The 19,719-nt window shown below is 34.4% G+C and carries 17 protein-coding genes; 6 read left to right on the plus strand and 11 right to left on the minus strand.

Annotated elements, in window-relative coordinates; translation table 11 throughout:
* Positions 1 to 289: 289 nt before the first annotated feature.
* Entirely contained in the window at positions 290 to 793 is a 504-nt protein-coding gene (locus ABWU47_RS03810; protein WP_015589109.1) for a protein-disulfide reductase DsbD domain-containing protein, read from the plus strand.
* A gap of 265 nt (positions 794 to 1,058) precedes the next feature.
* Here ABWU47_RS03810 and ABWU47_RS03815 read toward each other — a convergent pair whose 3' ends face one another.
* The 3 genes from ABWU47_RS03815 to ABWU47_RS03825 all read right to left on the minus strand — a co-directional run bounded on the left by ABWU47_RS03815 (position 1,059) and on the right by ABWU47_RS03825 (position 2,697).
* Entirely contained in the window at positions 1,059 to 1,694 is a 636-nt protein-coding gene (locus ABWU47_RS03815) for a transposase (protein ID WP_265038583.1), read from the minus strand.
* Positions 1,678 to 2,007 (minus strand): transposase, encoded by a 330-nt coding sequence (locus ABWU47_RS03820; protein ID WP_049973609.1) that lies wholly within the window; start codon positions 2,005 to 2,007, stop codon positions 1,678 to 1,680. The genes ABWU47_RS03815 and ABWU47_RS03820 overlap by 17 nt, the downstream gene beginning before the upstream one ends.
* 417 nt (positions 2,008 to 2,424) lie before the next feature.
* A complete protein-coding gene (locus ABWU47_RS03825) occupies positions 2,425 to 2,697 on the minus strand; it encodes a hypothetical protein (protein WP_353285574.1) in 273 nt (90 codons plus the stop codon).
* Between the two features lie 21 nt (positions 2,698 to 2,718).
* Here ABWU47_RS03825 and ABWU47_RS03830 point away from each other — a divergent pair, with 21 nt between their 5' ends.
* The 3 genes from ABWU47_RS03830 (at position 2,719) to ABWU47_RS03840 (ending at position 6,541) form a co-directional block, all read left to right on the plus strand.
* Entirely contained in the window at positions 2,719 to 4,062 is a 1,344-nt protein-coding gene (locus ABWU47_RS03830; RefSeq protein ID WP_038198671.1) for an alanine:cation symporter family protein, read from the plus strand.
* A gap of 35 nt (positions 4,063 to 4,097) precedes the next feature.
* On the plus strand, positions 4,098 to 4,256 hold the full coding sequence (locus ABWU47_RS03835) for a hypothetical protein (RefSeq protein WP_153296804.1): 159 nt from the start codon (positions 4,098 to 4,100) through the stop codon (positions 4,254 to 4,256).
* 152 nt (positions 4,257 to 4,408) lie between these two features.
* Positions 4,409 to 6,541, plus strand: coding sequence for a hypothetical protein (locus ABWU47_RS03840; protein WP_353285575.1), 2,133 nt, complete (start codon positions 4,409 to 4,411; stop codon positions 6,539 to 6,541).
* On the opposite strand, the gene ABWU47_RS03845 is transcribed toward ABWU47_RS03840, so the two are convergent.
* The 3 genes from ABWU47_RS03845 to ABWU47_RS03855 all read right to left on the minus strand — a co-directional run bounded on the left by ABWU47_RS03845 (position 6,533) and on the right by ABWU47_RS03855 (position 9,921).
* Complete coding sequence (locus tag ABWU47_RS03845; RefSeq protein WP_007550161.1) at positions 6,533 to 7,129, minus strand: Maf family nucleotide pyrophosphatase; 597 nt, start codon at positions 7,127 to 7,129, stop codon at positions 6,533 to 6,535. The two genes, ABWU47_RS03840 and ABWU47_RS03845, sit on opposite strands and share 9 nt — an antisense overlap.
* A complete protein-coding gene (gene infA / locus ABWU47_RS03850) occupies positions 7,107 to 7,370 on the minus strand; it encodes a translation initiation factor IF-1 (protein WP_007550159.1) in 264 nt (87 codons plus the stop codon). The genes ABWU47_RS03845 and infA overlap by 23 nt, the downstream gene beginning before the upstream one ends.
* A 112-nt stretch (positions 7,371 to 7,482) precedes the next feature.
* The gene (locus tag ABWU47_RS03855) at positions 7,483 to 9,921 is read right to left on the minus strand and encodes a hypothetical protein (protein WP_077188572.1); all 2,439 of its coding nucleotides are present in this window, start codon (positions 9,919 to 9,921) and stop codon (positions 7,483 to 7,485) included.
* A gap of 269 nt (positions 9,922 to 10,190) precedes the next feature.
* Between ABWU47_RS03855 and ABWU47_RS03860 the strand changes: the two genes are divergently transcribed.
* Positions 10,191 to 10,975 (plus strand): IS5 family transposase gene (locus ABWU47_RS03860; RefSeq protein WP_238513981.1). Its coding sequence is split into 2 segments (ribosomal slippage): positions 10,191 to 10,512 and positions 10,512 to 10,975, totalling 786 coding nucleotides; the frame shifts between segments, so codons are not numbered across the junction.
* Positions 10,976 to 11,084: 109 nt separating this feature from the next.
* Positions 11,085 to 12,096 (plus strand): IS630 family transposase gene (locus ABWU47_RS03865; RefSeq protein ID WP_410530061.1). Its coding sequence is split into 2 segments (ribosomal slippage): positions 11,085 to 11,564 and positions 11,566 to 12,096, totalling 1,011 coding nucleotides; the frame shifts between segments, so codons are not numbered across the junction.
* Positions 12,097 to 12,258: 162 nt separating this feature from the next.
* Here ABWU47_RS03865 and ABWU47_RS03870 read toward each other — a convergent pair.
* The 5 genes from ABWU47_RS03870 to coxB form a co-directional block, all read right to left on the minus strand.
* Positions 12,259 to 15,408, minus strand: coding sequence for an AsmA-like C-terminal domain-containing protein (locus ABWU47_RS03870; protein ID WP_077188166.1), 3,150 nt, complete (start codon positions 15,406 to 15,408; stop codon positions 12,259 to 12,261).
* Positions 15,401 to 15,838, minus strand: coding sequence for a ribonuclease HI (gene rnhA, locus ABWU47_RS03875; protein WP_077188167.1), 438 nt, complete (start codon positions 15,836 to 15,838; stop codon positions 15,401 to 15,403). Before rnhA ends, ABWU47_RS03870 begins: the two co-directional genes overlap by 8 nt.
* Before the next feature lie 175 nt (positions 15,839 to 16,013).
* Complete coding sequence (locus ABWU47_RS03880) at positions 16,014 to 16,901, minus strand: heme o synthase (RefSeq protein ID WP_077188168.1); 888 nt, start codon at positions 16,899 to 16,901, stop codon at positions 16,014 to 16,016.
* 1 nt (position 16,902) lies between these two features.
* Positions 16,903 to 18,453: a cytochrome c oxidase subunit I gene (gene ctaD / locus ABWU47_RS03885; RefSeq protein ID WP_077188169.1), complete on the minus strand. Its 1,551-nt coding sequence runs from the start codon at positions 18,451 to 18,453 to the stop codon at positions 16,903 to 16,905.
* A gap of 15 nt (positions 18,454 to 18,468) precedes the next feature.
* A complete protein-coding gene (coxB, locus tag ABWU47_RS03890) occupies positions 18,469 to 19,233 on the minus strand; it encodes a cytochrome c oxidase subunit II (protein WP_010962498.1) in 765 nt (254 codons plus the stop codon).
* Between the last annotated feature and the right edge of the window lie 486 nt (positions 19,234 to 19,719).

The raw sequence follows: 19,719 nt of genomic DNA on the forward strand, positions 1-19,719 counted from the left end.
CCATCTCATAAAGTGTGATGCAACAAAGCCATCCCAGTGTCAAGCACTGGGATGACACCCTCCTTATGGGCCAAAATCACAATGTTCGTACAGTTGTGGATTCATTCGCGGTATCTCGGCATAGATTCCGCTAACAAGTAGCGGAATGACGAATTTGTCGTTTTTTAGATTGTTGTAAGTCAGTTTAGCTATAGCATAATGCTATATTAATAAATAATCTATATAATGCTATTAAATGTAATAATTAAAATCTAAATCACTTTCTCCATAAAAGGAGAAATTTACCTTAATGAAAATATATATATATTTAATATTATTTTTATTTTTTTCTTGCGCTCAACTATATGCTGACGAGGAAATTGCAAAATTTGATTTACTTATCGGCGAGATAAATGAAGCAAGCTTCACTCTTAAAGGTGCAATAAAGGTTACAGTAGAACCAGGCTGGCACATATATTATAAAGATCCTGGAGATTTTGGCCTTCCCACGTCTATTAGTTACAAAGGTAATGCATCAGATATAAATATTCACTGGCCTATTCCAAAGGAACATAAAGATAAAGTAGGGAGAGAGACGTTTGTAAGTAACGTATATGAGGATATGGTATTATTTCCCTTTAAGATGAATATATTTTTAAATCAAGGGTATATTGACCTTAACTTCCATATAAATTATGCGATATGTAAAGATAGGTGCATCCCTAAAAATGTTGAGATAAAAATCAGGCAACCATTAAAGGATTTTATAGATTCTGATATCAATAAACTTATAAATGAGTGGTATGAAAAATAGAGTTCTCATGGGGTAGGTGTCATTCCAGCGCGTGACACTGGAATCTCATTTACTTTTTTGTTCACTATGTGAGGAACTTGGGCCTACAAGTATATAAACATAATGGTTTCGCATAAAAAATTTAGATCCCAGTGTCACGCACTAACTGTACGAACATTGAGATATAAGAGTAATTTGTACCAAGAAAAAAGATGTCATCCCAGTGCTTGACACTGGGATGGCTTTGTTGCATCGCTCTTCGGATAGTAGGTAACGCACAATAAATTTATGAAGCTATCTCAAATTTAGCCATACCAATATCAGTGAACTTATTGAGCAAATAGCATTTAACAAGTAGTTCCTTCTCTCTATTTGTCTCAGATTTATTCCTAAAACTAAACCCGAATGTTTGTTTCAGTCGCGAGAAAAAACTTTCTATATAAGATCTTTTTCCATAACTCATCTCTTTTTTCCACTTCTTTATACCATCTTCATCATATGACTTTATGAGCTTGACTGCAGAATTTCTCTCAGCCATATAGTCTAACTTTGGATGCTCTGCTGCGTTGTTTTTCGGAGGAATTTTCGTTTTTATACCATATTGATTACACAGCTTATAGAGCTTTTCTCTGTCATATGCCCTATCTGCATATAGTACTTTTATGACATACTGAAAATCGACTTCTTTTAGCAAATCACAAGCTCCATAGTGATCAGAGTAGACACCGTTACTGTATTTTACAGCTATGGCTTTTTTGCTGTTTGTATTCAACATTACATGCAATTTTCTTGTCTGTTCATAGCTGCGATACTTTCTATCTTCGCTATTTTCTTTGCTATGACCAGGAGTGTTGTTGTATATACTAATTCCTGTACTGTCTATAGCAATTTCGATATCTTCCATATTATTTTCTGCAATCATTGATCTTAATATTGAGTTTCTTAAACCTTCTTGATGATTGTGAATAGCTGATAACTTGCAAATTTTTCCCAATTTGCTCAAGGTATCCTGCTATAAACCCAACTGTTTGCCTCAGGCCTATTCTAAATAAACAAGTTATTATGTGCACCAAAATTACAACTTTATCGCTATAAATATTGTTGCCACCTGGTATTTTTGGACCATTCTCGTACCACTTTTCTATGGCTTCGTTGGTATAATGAAAAATATTTCCTCTTTTTTCTAGAAATTTGTTATATTCGCTATGGTTACTGACCCTCATTTTTTGTGGCATATTTTTTCTTTCAAGGTTAAATGGCTATTTTATAATGAATTTTGTCAGTAATCACTAATTTTTCTGCTGCTATGCAACAAAGCCCACTGGGATCCAGATTGGACACTAAGTTGGTGAGTATAAAAGTAGCTAACCTTATGTTAAAACACAATATTTTTGGTGAGGGGTTGCATTAAAAGCTGGATTCCAGTGGGCTTTGTTGCATCGCTAGCTATGATGGATTAAAGATAAAAAAGATAGCGAATATCAGTAGCTTATTATTCTGGTATTTATAACAAGAACGGTCAATGAATACCTAAATTTGAGTAAAAGAAATTTCACTACCATTTACCAATCCGGCTAAAATTCAAGAATTTCAATGCTTTAGCTATTTTCAATAGAATTAAATTTATTAATATAAATAACAAATTACTATTCTTAAATTTGATCAGATTGATTGCAAAAAAACAAGATTTTCAATAGGTTACTTATAATCCTAACTATAGTTAGCCTTTCATAAGTAGCGATGCAACAAAGCCATTCCAGTGTCAAGCACTGGAATGACATCGTCTTAACATTGTACCATATTACAATGTTCGTACAGTTATGTGTCACGCTACTTGGATGACAAGAAAAGGTTTCTAGAATGACGGAAACGAAGTCATACATAGAAAATAGGTTAGGTATTTTCAATTTTTGTTGTATACTCAAATAAAAATCTCACTTTTACAGATGGATACAGTAAAGTTTGTTTTATTACTGCCAACAATATTACTCATGCTAGTTGCTGGTGTTTACCTATCGATTAAACTAAAATGGCTACAGGTATTTAGATTACCATACGCCCTTTCACTCCTTGGAGCTAAAAAAGGAGAAAATAAATTTTCTTCTATAGCCGCTCTGTTTACAATTTTAGGGGGAAATTTAGGAGTAGGAAATATTTCAGGAACTGCTGTTGCTCTAAAAACCGGAGGACCGGGCTCTATTTTATGGATGGCAATAATTATTGTTATCACTTCTGTGATAAAATATGTCACTTGTTATCTAAGTATAAAAACCAGAAAGGAAAAGAACGAAAGGTTTATAGGTGGCCCTGTAGCCTACATGACTGATGCGTTTAACTCTAGGAAGGCCACAATTGTCTTTCTAGTTATCATGATGATGGTTTCAATAACAGTTGGTAACCTTGTTCAGGTAAATTCTCTATCAATACCACTTAATATGATAGATGTGCCTGTAGTTGTTGGTGGCATTGTAATGGCCATAATATTTTTTGTTGTTGCAGCTCTCAGCTTAAAAAAAATTAAAATTTTTATATCGGCTATGATACCGATAATGACGGTAAGTTACCTCACACTTTGCGGTATCATATTATTTAAATTTAGTGAAAATATTCTTCCTTCTCTAAAACTAATAACAAGCAGTTTTTTTACAACCAGTAGCTTTAACTCTGGTTTATCTCTAGGTTTGATTCTAGAAATGTTGACTATTATTCAAGTCGGAACTTTGCGAGGTATTTTTGCAACAGATATAGGGCTTGGCCTTGAAGGAATCGTACATTCTTCAATTGTTCCTAAGAAAAATAATAATAAATTTATTATTGAGCAGAGTCTAATTACGATAATATCGCCTTTTATAGTTGCGTTTATAGTGTTTATTACAACAATGGTACTGCTTGTCACAGATTCTTGGGTCACTGATTTAGAGAGCACTAACATGTGCATATTTGCTTTTAGAAAGGCAATGAATTGGCCTTATATTGACTATTTAATTATGGCCATAATGTTTTGTTTTGCTTTTACTACTATTTTTACTTGGTTTTTTTGCTCAAAACAGACAATACGCTATGTGTCTATGGATAATAAATACACTAAAATCTGGATTGTAATTTTTACCATGATCATTCCGCTTGGTGCGATAGGTAAAGTCCGGTTGCTATGGGATGTTGCTGATATCTCGATTGCTGCTTTGTTGTTTATCAACATACTCGCTATACTCAAGCTAACCTCTCAAGATCCAGAAGTGTTTACTATGAGTAGCAGATATTTGAAGTTGCAAAAACAGAGCTATAGCTAAAGCAATTTAGGCTATGCAGCTGTTGTGATATAAGAGTGATTTCCGCCAAGAAGGATGTCATCCCAGTGCCCAGACACTGGGATCCAGGAATCTTGATTGGCACTAAGTTAGTGAGCATAAAAGTAGCTAATCTTATGTTAAAACACAACATTTTTGATGGGGTTCGTGAAAGGCTGGATTCCAGACTGGAATGACAACTTAAATCGTTTGATGTTACCATAAAATAGCTTGTGTCATCACATTAGTAACACAACCTTCCTTAATAAAAATTCAACCAATGCTTGTGATAATTATATTAGCTAGTATTAGCTAGAACTAAAGGCAGAGGGTTATTAGTGAGGGATATATGGGCACTAACGATACACAACAAGAACACATTTATAATGAGCGCATTCAAGAAATTTTTCCTTTATTTGATAAAATAAAAAAGGAAGACGACCCAATTTATAATGCTAGAGTTGATTTTAACACAGTAAAGTTTTTAACAAAACACGCCAACTGGAATTGGGACGAAGAAGAAAACAAAGATAAAGCATATGGAGTTATTCTTCAGAAATGCGACAAGACAAAGAAAGCTGGACAAGACCTTGAAAGTGAAGTTAAAGAAAGGTTGAAAGAGTATGTTGATGATGTTGCAGGAGTTTCAATATACGGTAATCACGCAAGTATTACGCTGGGAAATAACAAAAAAGAGTTTAAAATCAGCGAATTTTTAAACAGTGATTTTTGTGAGAAGAATGAAATCTCGGGATTTTCAACATTGCATAGTGATGGAAAGAGCGGAATGCATGGTTTTGTTGCCGAGGAAGAAGGGAAAAAAATAAGACATTATGTCGTAACTGATGGTTCATATGAAATGACTTTAAAGTGGTATGCGGAGGGGAAGGAATGTAAGATCAAAATTAAGATTGATGCTAACGGTGTAGACCTTGTTAAAGGTGATGATTTTTCTCTAGAACGGTTAGAAGTAAACAGAGATGTAAAAATAGGTGGTTTATTCTTGCATGAAATACAATTCAGGGAGAAAGGACAAGGAAAAGCGAATGAGATGCAACATAATAAAGACAGTAACGAGCTATCATCTGAAACTACAACAAGAATTGATGTTAATAGAGGTGTTAGCGTTCAAGCTACTGATATAACTCAAAAAAAAGAAGACCACCATTCACATTTTGGACTACAATCTAACAGCAGAAGGCAGTCTTACGATAGCGGAATTGGAAAAGATTTTGACGATAAAATTAATTCTCAGGAGGCTAAAGAAAAGCGTGAGCTTAGACAAGCAGCACGAGAAGCAAATTCGGGAGGTCAAGTTTATAACCTACAATCGCTTTTTGAGGAGAATCCTCAGAACAAAAAAACTCCTCCGCCACTTCCACCTAGAACTAGTTCACCACCACCTAAAAAAGGTGTTTTCGATGAGCAAGGGGGAGCCAAATCTGGAAGCCAAAAACCAGATGACTTGCGCGAAAATGAGCAAACACCTAATAATCAGCAAAAAGGTGCAACTTCTGATTCTTCAGATAGTTCTACTTTCACCAAGTCTGTAAGCCACAATCAAGATAATAGGCAAGAAGATGAACGGTATGACAATCCTACATTTGGACATGCTGTACCTGGAAGCCAAAAACCAGATAGAAGTGAGCAAACACCTAATGATCAGCAACAACCTAAAACCCAGCAACAAGAAGGAAATAGCAAAGGCGATCTGTTACAAGACATCAGAAATTTCAAGAAAAATAACTTACGGCACATTGATGTTGATGATAGAAAAGCATCAATTGCAGGAAGTAGAAAAAATAACCCATCACCGTTAGAGACATTAAAGGACATAATTCCTTATTCATCTTCTCCAGATAACAGTGATAACCAAGATGCTAGTGATGCTAAGTGGAAAGAAAGTGAACAGCCGCTCTCTGCTACAGCACTCAATAATAAAAGTGACTCGGGCTATTCATCTCCAACTCATGACAATAATGAACAATCTCAAGTAAATCCTGAACAGTTAAAGAAGAGCTTAGAAAACATTGAACCAAAAGAAATCGGAGATACGAGTGAGTTAAAAGGAGCATTGGGAAACCCGGATAAAGGGTTAAGAGAACCGGCACAACAGGCTACTGAAGAAAATATTCCTAAAGATTCATTCTCAGAAAACATTTTAGAAAAGATAGGAGAAGGTAAACAATATGACCCTATACGTAAGTGGTTAGAAAAAACAGTGGCAGAACGAGAAAATAATGACACTAATCCAACTGTAGATAAAAATAGCGAACTATATAAATTACTAGAGAAAGATGAAGCACAACTGAAAGCTGGAGTAATAGAAGAAGAAAGAGGAGATACTTTAACAGAACACACTGATGGTTATGATCGCAATAGAATTGCATTAGCTAACAGAAATAAAAGACCACTAGATTGGGCTAAACAGGTTGCTGAGTCACAACAAAAAAAAGATACTAATAAAGGTATTTCAATATAAATTGAAGTTAAAATAATTGCTTAGCAAACAATAGGTTTCATGTAATGGTAACCCTATAACGGAAGAGTAGGAGCCGCGTAAGAACAATACGAACACTCCAGCTAGGCCTTGTATATTGCATCCCCCCGCCCTATTTTTCCACTCTTCTGATGCTAAATAATACTTAATTTCTTGTTCACTGAGACGTTTAAATTTCACTATTGTAACCACAGTCCTGATATGTTGTTTAGATTGATCGGGAGTTAATAGACATACACTGGTGTATACTCTATGCCTTCTTCCTGATAACAAGCGGATACATTTTTCTGCTTGCTCAACGTTTTCAGCTTTGAGCAATATCCTTCTACCACAAGCAACAACTGTATCAACACCAAGCACAAAGTAATTTGGATTTGAGCTTTGTATTTTCTCCGCTTTACTTTTTGCCATACGGATTGAGTAATCCTTCGGAAGTTCCTTTTTTAAAGGGGCTTCATCTATATCTGCTGGCAAAATTAAACCTGGCTCAATGTTTATTTGTTTTAGTAAAGCTATACGCCTTTTCGATGATGAAGCAAGAATAAGATTATTTAGAGATCGTTCTGTCACTTGTACCTTTAAGCCTTCTAATGATCCTACCCTTTCTCGCATTCCTATCGTAAATGCTCATCTCAACTAACACCCTATCCCCTATAATGATGCGTATTTTACTTCTTCTCACTTTCCCTGATACATGACAGATAATCTCATGTTCATTGTCCAGTTTCACTCTAAATTCTGCTGCAGGTAGTAAAGCAGTTACTGCCCCTTCCACTTCAAAAATTGTTTTCGATTTCTCGTCTTTTATCATATGTTATATTATAATTTAATAATCTTTTTTAGTCTACTATAGATTTTAAATTATTATCAACACAAAAGACCTTTTGCGCCCCACTTAAGTTGCAACTTAACCCCAACCATCTTCACAATGATACCCTACCTACGTTTCTACTCTCTGCCACCTTCTCAATAGAACTTATAGGACTTATGTTGAAAGATAAATCATTATCACAATTTTCTTCATCGCTATCAAGTCCACTATCAACGCTTAAAGATCTGAGTAATGTTGTCTTCTCTCTCAGTGGAACATAAGACTCATTATCAACGCTTGAAGATTTGGATAACCTTTTCTTCTGTCGTGGAGCATTACCAGACTCATTAGAAATTTCTCCCGTTAATTGATTGTTGAAGCTCCTTTGTTCATCAGCACGAATTTTTTCTTCCAGTCCATCAAGTATTCCTACCAATTCATCACCCCATTCATTTTCTTCTTCTAATAATTGTTTACACTTTTCTTTCTCACGCTCTAGCTCGTTTCTTAACTCTTCGACTTTATCTTCATCTTTAGTGAGTTCAAGTGTAAGCACCTTATCTCCTGGAAATTCCTCGTACTCGTTTTCTAGCTCTTCAATGTTGAGTTTTAGTCTCTCTTCTCCAAGTGTATCTTGTAAATTGCTATCCTGCCTATCTGATTCTTTAATCTTTTGCCCAATTTCTACTTGTACCTTATATTCCTGATCTAATTCTCTTAGCTGATCTTTCAAGCGCTCTTTCTGCTGGCGTCGTTCAACCATTATCTGTTCCGCATCTTCTCGTGCTTGATTTAGCTCTTTTTCCAAATTCTTCTTTCCTGCATTAACAATTTTCAGCTCTTCCTTTAGCTTTCTTTTTTCTTCATATACACCTTTAAGTTCTTGTGCTTTCCTTTGTAGCTCTTTTAACACACCTGCTAATTCTTCATTTTTTTGTGCCAATTCAGTTTGCAATTCCGTGTTTTTTTGCTCCTCTTTTTCAAACCTGTCTTGTAAATTGCTATTCTGCTTCTCTAACTTTACAATTGTTTGATTAGCTTCTGCTTGGGTTGTTTCTAGTTTCTCCTGTAGTCGCTGATTTTCTTGTATTAATTCATGGTGCTTTTTATTTATCACTTGCAACCCTGCTTCTATTTCTTGCTTCAATTCAACAGCTTCTTTTTTCAAATTTGACATTTCTTGCTTCAATTCAACGTTTTTTTCGGACAGCATCTGATTATTTAAAATCAATTCATCCATTTGTTGTGAAGCAAATTCTGTCTGAGTTCCAGTGTGCTGTAAATTGACTTCCGTTTTAGTTTCAATTTGTTGTGAAGCAACTTCTGTTTGAGTTTCAGTGTGTTGTAAATTGACTTCCGTTTGAGTTGATGCATTGCTATTAATAGAAGGAGGAAGGCTATTGTCAGCATCAACTTTAGGGTCTAATTCCCCCTCTGGTTCCTCGCGATAGGCCGCTATAGACTCATTTTGAAAATTATTATTAGCAGTAGGTACAACATCAGCAGCCTTACCTTTTTCTAGTACAGCATCATATAAGGAGAGACCTTGAATATATAATTCATCGTTTTGCTTTATTAATTCTAAGATCTCATCCGATAGCACAAAATCTTCATCATTAAATTTTAGTACTTCAGTTATGCCATCGCTACTCACATTCATAATCATGGTACACATTTCGGATCCATCCTTTACAGGCCAAGTGCTTTTCATTTCATAATATGCGCCCTCTTTAAATTCATAATATCTTTCCTTACCTTTCCGATGAGCGTGTATTTCATGTTTTTTATTGCAATAGATATTCAGCTCTTTAATATCTTTCTCTTGCTGTAAAATGTCACTAATCCTGGTTGGCTCACTTCTATTGTAATTAATAGAGTTGATATTCAAAACTCTATAAGCGTTATCAGTTTCTGTGTAATAAGCTTGAAGCTCTACGCCTTTCCTTCCAAGATATTTACTTGCAGCTTTTTTTCCCTGCTCTGCCAACTTTATGCATTTATCTATATCTTTCTTAAAGCTCTTATTAGCAGACTCTGTTACTGCTTTATCTATGTACGTTTTTTTAAAATCTCTATCATTTATTAGGTCATAAAAACTCCACTCATCTCTATAAGCCTCCTGTATAGCAGTGAAGTCACTTTCTTCTTTCAAAAGCATTAAGAAGCTTACCTTGTCTTCTAGGTCTTTTAGTTTAAAGCCTGTTATTATCTTCTCTAATTGAGAAAAATTTTCAGCAGGATTATTTAAATTTTTTAACTCTTTGTATAATTTATTATTTTCTGCAATTGAGCGGCAGAACTTTATTATAGCAGAGTCCTTAGTGAAAGAATTGTCTTTTTCCATTTTATTGATACAGTCCTTGAGGGATGTAAAATGCGATTCAAGCCATGACGAATATAGATCGTATTCATAAGATGCCAACAAGCAATGTATTGCATTCCAAGCACATGATGCTACCCTTATAACTGATTCAACATCATAATTCTCTGACTGATTACTTGTTTTTCCTGCCTCTGCTGTTTTTTCTTCCTTAGCCAAACTTCCAGTCATAATACGCCTCCTTAAATATATTTATATTATACCAATTAACATATATTAAAAGAAATCAAACTGTATAACCTCGTCCTACACTAACTTTTATGATTACTTAATTGTGTAAAAATAACTGCAAGTGTTAAACTTGAGCTTTTATTTTTCATTATACATTTCTTAGAGGTTGTCCGGAAACAAGTAAAAGGCTATAATATCTGAAATTTTAGTACGGGGTAAAGATGAGAAAAAAGTATCCAACAGATCTAAGCGAAAGGGAATAGGCAAGAATAGAAAAACACTTCAGAGTATCATACAAGAAAGGAGGAAGGCCGCCAAAGTATAGCAAAAGAGAAATATTAGAAGCAATTTTCTATGTATTGCGTACAGGGTGTCAATGGCGGTATTTACCAAATGATTTTCCGCTATGGAAGACTGTGTATGAGCAGTTCAGGCAATGGAAGAAGCAGGGAATTTTTGAGAAAATGAATTATGAAATTACAAAATATAGTAGAAGAAAAATAGGAAGGAATGAGCAGCCGAGTGCCTGTATAGTAGATAGTCAATCTGTAAAGACTACAGAAAAGGGGGGATCAAAGGCTATGATGGAAGTAAAAAAGTAAAGGGTAGAAAAAGGCATATAATTACAGACACTCAGGGTTTTATACTAGGTTGTTACGTAGGCGCTGCTAACGAAAATGATAGAGATGGTATTAAAATAGCATTAAACAATATGAGAACAAAATATACTAAAGTTAAAAAAATGTGGGCTGACATGGGATACCAAGGAAGAAATTTAAAGAATCACATAAAGGAAGAATATGACATAGATATTGAAATTGTTACAAGGCCTCCATGTAGATTTTGGGTGCACAAAGATACGCCACCTGAGCTACTACCAACAAGAGAACAAGGGTTTAAAGTACAGCCAAGAAGATGGGTTGTAGAAAGGACTTTTGCTTGGGTTAATAGGAATAGAAGGCTATCGAAGGAGTATGATTTACTCACAACATCCACTGAGAATTTCATATACCTAGCTATGAGTAGGGTTATGTTAAAGAGGGAATATGCTTGAATTTACTTGTTTCCGGACAACCTCTTATACCAATTCCCATTACAGGGCAAACAGATGGACAATGATGGAAGAAAAGCCATACTGAAGTAAGTAAAATAGCGAGGTTTAAATGGCATTAAGATCAAAATTATTGGATGAAAAAGTAGTAGAATCAGCAAAAGAAATGCTGAAGAAAGTAAGGAATAATGCATATGTTTCAAAAAAACTAAATGCTGTAATTGCAGCAAAAAAGTACAGTATAACGGCTGTAGCAAAAATATATTGCATTTCAAGAAGCGCACTAACTTCGTGGGTAAAACTCTTGAAAATTGGCAGAGAAGAAAAACTGTTTGCTCCTTCACAACGTCGTAGAAAAACTAAATTAAATCAGGCTCAACTACAGCAAATTGAAGAGTGGATAGAAGAAAATCCTAATATCACCATTAAAGAAATGAGAATAAGAATCCAGGAAAAGTTCGGATTAAATATCAGCAAATCTACAGTACACCGCCATATGCAAAAGATGAAATTCTCATATATTACACCAAGACCAGTTCATAATGGACAAGATAAAAGCAAACAAGAGGAATTCAAAAAAAAATCTCAATTGAGCTATTAGCAAGTATCCAGAAAAAGAGCTATTTTTCTTTGATGAATCACGGTTTGGCACACATTCAAAAGTTGGACATGGGTGGTTTAAAAAGGGGATTAGAACACAGGTTAAAACAAAATTAGGTAGGCAAAATTTCTATCTCTATAGTGCAGTTAATCCTAGAAATGGAGAGAGTTCTAGCTTATTTGCACCAAATGTCAACACTGATTGCATGAACATATTTCTTGAGCAAATTTCGCAATATCTAGAAACACGAGAGGCTTTTCTCGTTATGGACTGTGCTAGTTGGCATAGGTCAAAAAATTTAAAGGTACCTAAAAATATCGACATTATATACCTACCTCCATACTCACCTGAGCTAAATCCTGTTGAGAGGCTTTGGTTATATATAAAACAGAACATTTTGCGCAATAAAATATACGATACAATTGCTCTACTTGAGGGTGCTTTGTGCAAATTTATTACTTCTCTTGCCAGCTCCACAATTAAACAACTCTGCAATGTTTCCTATTTGACTGGACAACAATGAGAATTGGTATTACAACCACCCCCTACCCTTTTTAGTTGTTCAGCAAATATAGAGAGGTTAAAGGGAGTGGTATTACTTAAACAACTAAATAAAAAACCAGGTAGATCATTCTGAAATTCTTGCATTTTTGTCCATAATTTTGTTAAATAACTTCCCTTTTGGTCATATCGAACCAAATTTCTTTTTCACACCACCTTTTAAGCCACTTTCGTTAGTTTTTGTCATAATGCGATCAAACACTCCCAATAACCTCTTTAATAGGTTTGGAGTTAGCGAAGAGATAAGATCAACAGATACGTTATTGTTTTTGTCATCACCACTTGCTTTATAGTCTATTGAAACGATTCCCCTATTTTTCCCACCAGTAAGAAGTTTTCCAATTATAGGAATTTTTAACAAAGATTTATTAATTGAATATGCTGGTATTACTTGTCCTGCAACCTGGAATTTATAATCTTTAATATCGAGCTTACCACCAGTGCTAATACCTAACTCCGCCCCTTCAAGCCAAGATTCTTCAATTTCAATAGTGCCATCTTTGTATGAGAAAGGTGCATTACATTTATAAAAGTATACACCTTCGTTCTTTATGGCATTTACGATACCAGGCAATGAAGACATCGACAATAAAGTAGTAAGTAGTGGAGCATCTTTGATGTAGAAATTGCTAATGGATAACGTACCATAATGTTCTCCACTTTCTCTCTGAGGAGAGATATAAAAAGACAATTTGCCGTTTTTAATTGATTTACTAATGCCTAAGGAACGCGAAAGTATACCTGCATTATCCGCATATATTTCGAGCCCTATTCCACTGTATTCCGCTAGTATGTTGCTGCTATCTTCTAGAAACTGTCCTGTAAATTGACTTCCATCGCAATTACCTTTAGTACAGGTTACATTCAGCTTAGCATTTTTGATAACGATGCCTTCTTTCATGATTACATTGTCAACATTCATACTAATCTCTATATCTTTGTTTAATCCATTACTGTTTTTGCCAAGCAAGCCTAAAATATCACTTAAGTTAATTTCCTCACCATAAATAGTTATGGCATTTTTTTCCTTACCTGATTCAATTTCTATACTAAAATCATTATCAGGCAATTTAAAACTACTAGAATTTAAATATAAATTTCCATTTTCTACTCTTCCGCTGAATTTTATATCTAGGTCATTTCCTACAACATCTAATTTGTCTATTAACAATTCACCTGCTCCTTTTAACCTTGTAGAAAACAAAATTTTATTGTGATCTTCAAAACGATTTTTCCATCCTAAATAACTTGAACGTGATTCAAGCTCTGATAAATCCATATTACCATTAACATGCCCCGTCTTATCTTGATTTATCACCGATTCTATATTTGTATTGACATAGCCACCTATATTTTCATCAAAATTAAGTATTTGAGCGGGTAAATCTCCGGTCAAATTCCAGGCGAAACTTTCATTCCTATTGCTACTTTTCAGGTCAAATAATAGCTGTGTGTTATTCACCATACCACTACCATTTAAATCTATAAAGTCACTGCCAAAACTAAGCTTAATATCATATTTACCAAGACTTGCATTATAGACGGCCAAATTGTCAATTTCAGAATGAAAATTTGCTGAGAAGTCTACTTTTTTGTCATCAGCATTTAGATTAAAAATGCGAAAATTAAATACGGATTTTGCCATTCCACTTACTTTATCCCTTTCAACCTTCACCACATCATCCAGCTTAAATCTTATAGGCTCATATAAACCATACGCATCACTTACAGCTTTGCCATTAATGGTTAGAACTGAATCTTCCTTATTTAGAGATTTCATTTCAATATCACCACCATTAACAGTGAAATTCTGAAACTTAGCGCTATTTACAGTAATTTCAAGATCGTTATTCTTGATGATCAAATCACCCTTTAATTCCTTTACTTGCTCAAAATCTTCATCAAATTTTACGCTACCGTTTTCTATATCAGCAACAATTACAATGTCTGACAGATCGTCATCAACCAAATTGTTAATTTTGCCATTGAAACTTACAATGGTATTTAAAACATCCCCTTCGATATTATCACAATACCAGCTTTTAAATTTACTATTTACTACACTATCTGGTATATAAGTACATAAATCCTTTGCAGCAAACTTACTAATATTAATTCTAAGCAAAGCATGACTTGTACTAAAGTTCATTTTGCCTATTAAAGAGAGATACGTGTCATTTAACTTAAAATGGAAGTTTTTTACACTAATAATTCCATTACTATATGTTAAATTTATATTTACATTAGTTAAGGCCAAATTTTTGTTCAAATAATTTTCTGTATTTAATACGTATATATTTCCATCTACAATTTCATCCTTTTTATTAATTTTCACTGAGAAGCTTCCTTTGAATCCTATATTTTTGTCCAAATTGTAGCTTTTAACTAATGTAGAAAACTTGCTCAATAGTCCCAATTTTAGATCATAAAATGTCCCGTACACATTTAGCAAATTGTTGCGATTTTTTATCGTAATTGATAAATCATCCAAAAATCCCTTTCCATCTTTTGTATTCACATGAATATCTAAAACATTAAAATCTTCCCCCTTCCCTATATATAATTTATCAATAAAAAATTCATCTTCTGTGCTTTTATCAATAGCGATGTTAGTAAATTCAATTTTTGAATCCGCATTTAAGTCAAAAAAAAATTCCCTTATTGTTTTTAATAGATTTTTTGCACTGCTTTCTGTCATCTTGAAATTCTTCCCTGTCATCCCAGTATCTTTTTTTCCTGTCATCCCAATATCTTTTTTTCCTGTCATCCCAGTGCTTGACACTGGGATCCAGGTTTCTTTTTTTCTAGATTCCAGCGTCACGCGCTGGAATGACACCGAAGGAAGGCGGTTATTACTTAAATAATGATTATCCAAAAGGTCTAATGAGTTTTGCGGATTAACATTAGTTTCTTCTCTCTTGATATATACATGCACATTATCAGCTGAAACCTGAGAGAGATTTGTGCTAGCTTTAAATAAGGAACTTAACTTAAAATGTACAAAAAGCTCAGGAACTTTTATAGTAAAATTAGGATTTGCTATTGCCAAATCTGTAATGACTAAATACGGATCTTTACTACCTTTCTGCCAAACAACTGAGGTATTCTCCATATTAACGCTTGAGCCAACAAATATCTTTGATATTTTATGTTTAACATAAAAATTAATATAATTAATATTGATTTCTAAAGGACTCTCACCCTTAAAAAAGACAAATAAGCAGAATACAAACAATAGAACTATGGAAAGTGATATAGTGATTTTTTTAAGCATCGATTATTGCTTTTCTTGCTAAACTATCAGCCTCCTCATTATACTTATCGCCACTGTGTGCTTTAACCCACTTCCAATCAATTTCGTGTTGTGAAGCAACGTTGTCTAGCTCTTTCCACAATTCCATATTTTTTACTGATTTTTTATTACTTGTTTTCCAGCCATTCATTTTCCACTTATTTATCCACTCTGTTATGCCATGTTTAACATAAAGACTATCCATATATAAATTAATATTACAAGAAAATTTCAATACTTTCAGCCCATTGATCACCGCTGTTAACTCCATTTTATTGTTTGTGGTATTTTCTTCTCTACCATAAATGTCTTTTCTGTAATCTTGAAATAATATGATAGCTGCCCATCCTCCCGCTCCAGGATTACCAGAACACGCCCCATCCGTATATATTGTCACTTCTTTTTTACTCATCTTTGTTTATATCGGTTAACAAAGTATATAGTTGCTTTTATGAAAGCACAATTTCTAAAGGTAGTTTAAGCTGCACCTTTAAATTTTATTATAGAAACAAAAAAAAGTGTGACAACGAGCATTACCAAAAGGAAAAGGAAAAAATAGTTTTTATGTTTCTGCCGTTCTTTCATAACTAAAATAAATCAATAGAACAAAAAATAATACTGGCAAATAGGGAAAATAGATAAGAAATTGAGTAAGAAAACATTTGTTTCTGTGAGTTGTGGTTCTTGAATCTTAGAATTGATATAGCGTACCAAATAAAGATGCAACCTGCAAAAATTGCCATGCTTAGATAAAGTAAAGCCTTTTTCAAGAATAGAGCTGGAAGCAAGCTAGTTAGCACCAGCAAGACACTATAAATTAATATATATTTTCTTGTTTTTTCCGGACCATAAACAATATTGAACATTGGAATCGATGCCTTTGCATAGTCTTCAGACTTATTTAAAGATAGGGCCCAAAAGTGTGGCGGAGTCCACATAAAAATTACTAAAAATAAAATGAAACTTTCCCAACTGACAGAATTAGTTACAGCTGCCCAGCCAATCATTGGAGGAAAAGCACCTGCTGCACCACCGATAACGATATTCTGCGGAGTACGCCTTTTTAGCCAAATTGTATATACGAAAACGTAAAATAATATGCTAACTGCAAGCAAAGCAGCAGAAATATAATTTACTGCTATTGCCATGATAAATACTGACAATATTCCAAGAGTTATACCAAATTCAAGCGCGCTTTCTGCAGAAACTCTACCTGAAGGTATAGGGCGGTTTTTTGTCCTTTCCATGAGCAGATCTATGTCTCTGTCATACCACATATTTATAGCACCTGCAGATCCTGAGCCAAGAGCAACACATATAAGAGATATTAGTACTAGAAAAGGGTGCATACTACCTGGTGCAGTAACCATACCAGCAACTGCAGTAAATACCACAAGATACATTATCCTTGGCTTCAGCAAACGCCAAAAATCCAGTATTGTTGATTCAACATTTAGCAAAACACTTGTGTACATTCTATTTTACCACTGGTGGTTTTTCGAAAGTATGAAAAGGCGGTGGTGAAGATACCGTCCATTCCAAGGTGTCACCTCCCCAAGGATTATCTCCAGCTTTCTTGCCCCATTTAAAAAGATGTATAACTATAAACACAAAAAACATAACTGAAACAAAGGACATATACGAACCAATTGAGGATATATAATTCCAAGGGATAAACGCATCAGGATAATCAGGTATACGCCTTGGCATACCAGCAAATCCTAAGAAATGTTGAGGTAAAAAAGTGATATTGGTGCTAATAAAAGTAAGCCAAAAGTGGATTTGACCTAAGCGCTCATTATATTGTTTACCCGACATTTTACCAATCCAATAATAAAAGCCAGCAAAAGCTCCAAATAATGCAGCAAGTGACATGACATAATGGAAGTGAGCAACAACATAATAGGTGTCGTGCAGGAGCTTATCTATTCCACCATGAGAAAGAATTATTCCCGTTATGCCACCGCCAACAAACATAAAAATAAAACCTAGTGCAAATAGCATAGGGGTCTTAAACTCAATTGCTCCGCCCCACATAGTTGCAATCCAACTAAAGACTTTTACACCAGTTATAACACCGATAAAAATTGTGGTGGTGCTAAAAAATGCAGCAGCGTCAGCACTAAGCCCAACAGTGAACATATGGTGAGCCCAAACCATAAAGCCAAATACTGCTATACCTATCATTGCATAAACCATCCCTATGTAACCAAATACAGGTCTGTGAGAAAAAGTTGATACAACCTGACTTATGATGCCAAATGCAGGAAAAATAATTACGTAAACTTCTGGATGACCAAAAAACCAAAATAAATGTTGAAATAACACAGGGTCACCACCACCTGCAGGATCAAAAAAGGAAGTACCAATATTGCGATCAGTAAGAAGCATAGTTATAGCACCGGCAAGCACTGGTAAGGCAACAATCAACATAAATGCTGTTAGCAAGACAGACCAAACAAACAGTGGCATCTTAGTTAATGACATTCCTTTTGTGCGCATGTTAAATATAGTAACTATAAAGTTGATCGCCCCAACAATTGACGACATACCAGCAACATGAAGTGCAAGTATAGCAATGTCAACTCCTGCACTTGGATGGGACATTACCTGTGATAAAGGTGGATATAAAGTCCAACCTGTACCTGGACCTTCACCAATAAACACTGAGAGAATGAGCAAAATAAAAGATGACACTAATAACCAGAAACTCAAATTATTCATACGAGGAAACGCCATATCTGGTGCGCCAATCATGAGAGGTACAAACCAGTTACCAAATCCTCCCATGAGGGCTGGCATTATCATAAAAAACACCATTATCAACGCATGCCCTGTAACCATTACGTTATACAATTGATAGTTATTGTTAAGTATATTAATGTGCATTAGCTGAGTGCGAATAATCACCGATAATAATCCACCAATAATTCCAGCTAATATGGAAAAAATAATGTACAGTGTCCCTATATCTTTATGATTGGTGGAAAACAACCAACGCTTTATGCCCTTTGGTACGTCACTCATATCTATACTCCAAATTTAACTCACTAATTTTCTATTTTCAATCCACTTATTAAAATCTTCTTTGCTTACTGCTTCAACAACAATTGGCATAAATCCATGGCCTTGACCACACAATTCGTAGCACTGCCCATAATAAACACCAGGCTTTTTGATATTAAACCACGCCTCATTCAGCCTGCCTGGTATCGCATCAATTTTTACACCAAAAGCCGGTACTCCCCAACTGTGTATCACATCTCCTGCTGTAACTTGTAAACGAACGTTAGTATTAACGGGTAAAATGATGTTGTTATCAACAGAGAATAGCTTTAAATCTCCTTCGATAAAGTCTTCTTTTCCCTTAATATAACTATCAAATGACACACCTTGATATTCTGGATATTGGTAGCTCCAATACCATTGATGGCCAATAACTTTTAGTGTTATGTCAGCTTTCGGTATTTCTTCCTGTAGCTTCAGTAATTTAGCGTTTTCAAAGGCTAATATTCCAACAATGATAGTTGGTATAACAAACCAAATAATTTCTAAAGGAACACTATGGGTAGTTTTACTTATGTTTGTTACTTTGCTTTTACGAAAGCGAAACGCTATATAAGCAAGCAGCGCCCACACAAAAAGCATTATTGTAACCATCACAAGCATCACAAACGAATGTGACCTAACTACAGCCTCCATTACTTCAGTTGCAGGAGCAGGAAATCCAAATTGCCAGGAAGTAGGAGCAGAGGCAACAGATATATTTGAGTAAAATATTATCAATAGTGCAAATAACTTCACCATATCTTTTGTTTGTTTGCTATAAAACTAAGTGATATACTGTATAATAGTACATATAAACTTACTATGCAAATAGAGATTAGTGATGGTTAATAATTTTTTAGCATTCAACAAGTATAATAGTACAATACTAATTTGAGGAGAAAAGCATTTACATAAATCTATTGTAAGTAAAAATATTATAATATTTTAAATTAAGTATTTACTTTAAGTAAATTCTATAATAAGTTTAATAGTGTCTGTTACTGCTAATAACCCTCTAGCCTCACACCTAAAAGCAGTAACAGACACTATTAAACTTTATGATAAGTTTATGATTTGCAAGATCAAAATCTTGCAAGTGTCTTTATTTCATTATACATTGCAGTTTGTTAATTAACTTTTAATGCCTATGGTAGCATTTACTGAACCAAAGGTTTGCGTATTATAGAAAATAATTACAAAAAAAACACACTATTTATATACCATACAAACTTTTTTCATTCTGCA

Source organism: Wolbachia endosymbiont (group A) of Gastracanthus pulcherrimus (assembly GCF_964028265.1).
In the GTDB taxonomy this organism is placed as follows: domain Bacteria; phylum Pseudomonadota; class Alphaproteobacteria; order Rickettsiales; family Anaplasmataceae; genus Wolbachia; species Wolbachia pipientis.

What these genes read in the sequence shown, in the direction of transcription:
- ABWU47_RS03830 (WP_038198671.1), top strand. Translation starts at nt 2,719, where the DNA reads ATGGATACAGTAAAGTTTGTTTTATTACTGCCAACAATATTACTCATG.
- ctaD (WP_077188169.1), bottom strand. Translation starts at nt 18,453, where the DNA reads ATGAGTGACGTACCAAAGGGCATAAAGCGTTGGTTGTTTTCCACCAAT.
- ABWU47_RS03870 (WP_077188166.1), bottom strand. Translation starts at nt 15,408, where the DNA reads ATGCTTAAAAAAATCACTATATCACTTTCCATAGTTCTATTGTTTGTA.
- ABWU47_RS03840 (WP_353285575.1), top strand. Translation starts at nt 4,409, where the DNA reads ATGGGCACTAACGATACACAACAAGAACACATTTATAATGAGCGCATT.
- rnhA (WP_077188167.1), bottom strand. Translation starts at nt 15,838, where the DNA reads ATGAGTAAAAAAGAAGTGACAATATATACGGATGGGGCGTGTTCTGGT.
- ABWU47_RS03815 (WP_265038583.1), bottom strand. Translation starts at nt 1,694, where the DNA reads ATGATTGCAGAAAATAATATGGAAGATATCGAAATTGCTATAGACAGT.
- infA (WP_007550159.1), bottom strand. Translation starts at nt 7,370, where the DNA reads ATGATAAAAGACGAGAAATCGAAAACAATTTTTGAAGTGGAAGGGGCA.
- ABWU47_RS03880 (WP_077188168.1), bottom strand. Translation starts at nt 16,901, where the DNA reads ATGTACACAAGTGTTTTGCTAAATGTTGAATCAACAATACTGGATTTT.
- ABWU47_RS03855 (WP_077188572.1), bottom strand. Translation starts at nt 9,921, where the DNA reads ATGACTGGAAGTTTGGCTAAGGAAGAAAAAACAGCAGAGGCAGGAAAA.
- ABWU47_RS03810 (WP_015589109.1), top strand. Translation starts at nt 290, where the DNA reads ATGAAAATATATATATATTTAATATTATTTTTATTTTTTTCTTGCGCT.
- ABWU47_RS03820 (WP_049973609.1), bottom strand. Translation starts at nt 2,007, where the DNA reads ATGCCACAAAAAATGAGGGTCAGTAACCATAGCGAATATAACAAATTT.
- coxB (WP_010962498.1), bottom strand. Translation starts at nt 19,233, where the DNA reads ATGGTGAAGTTATTTGCACTATTGATAATATTTTACTCAAATATATCT.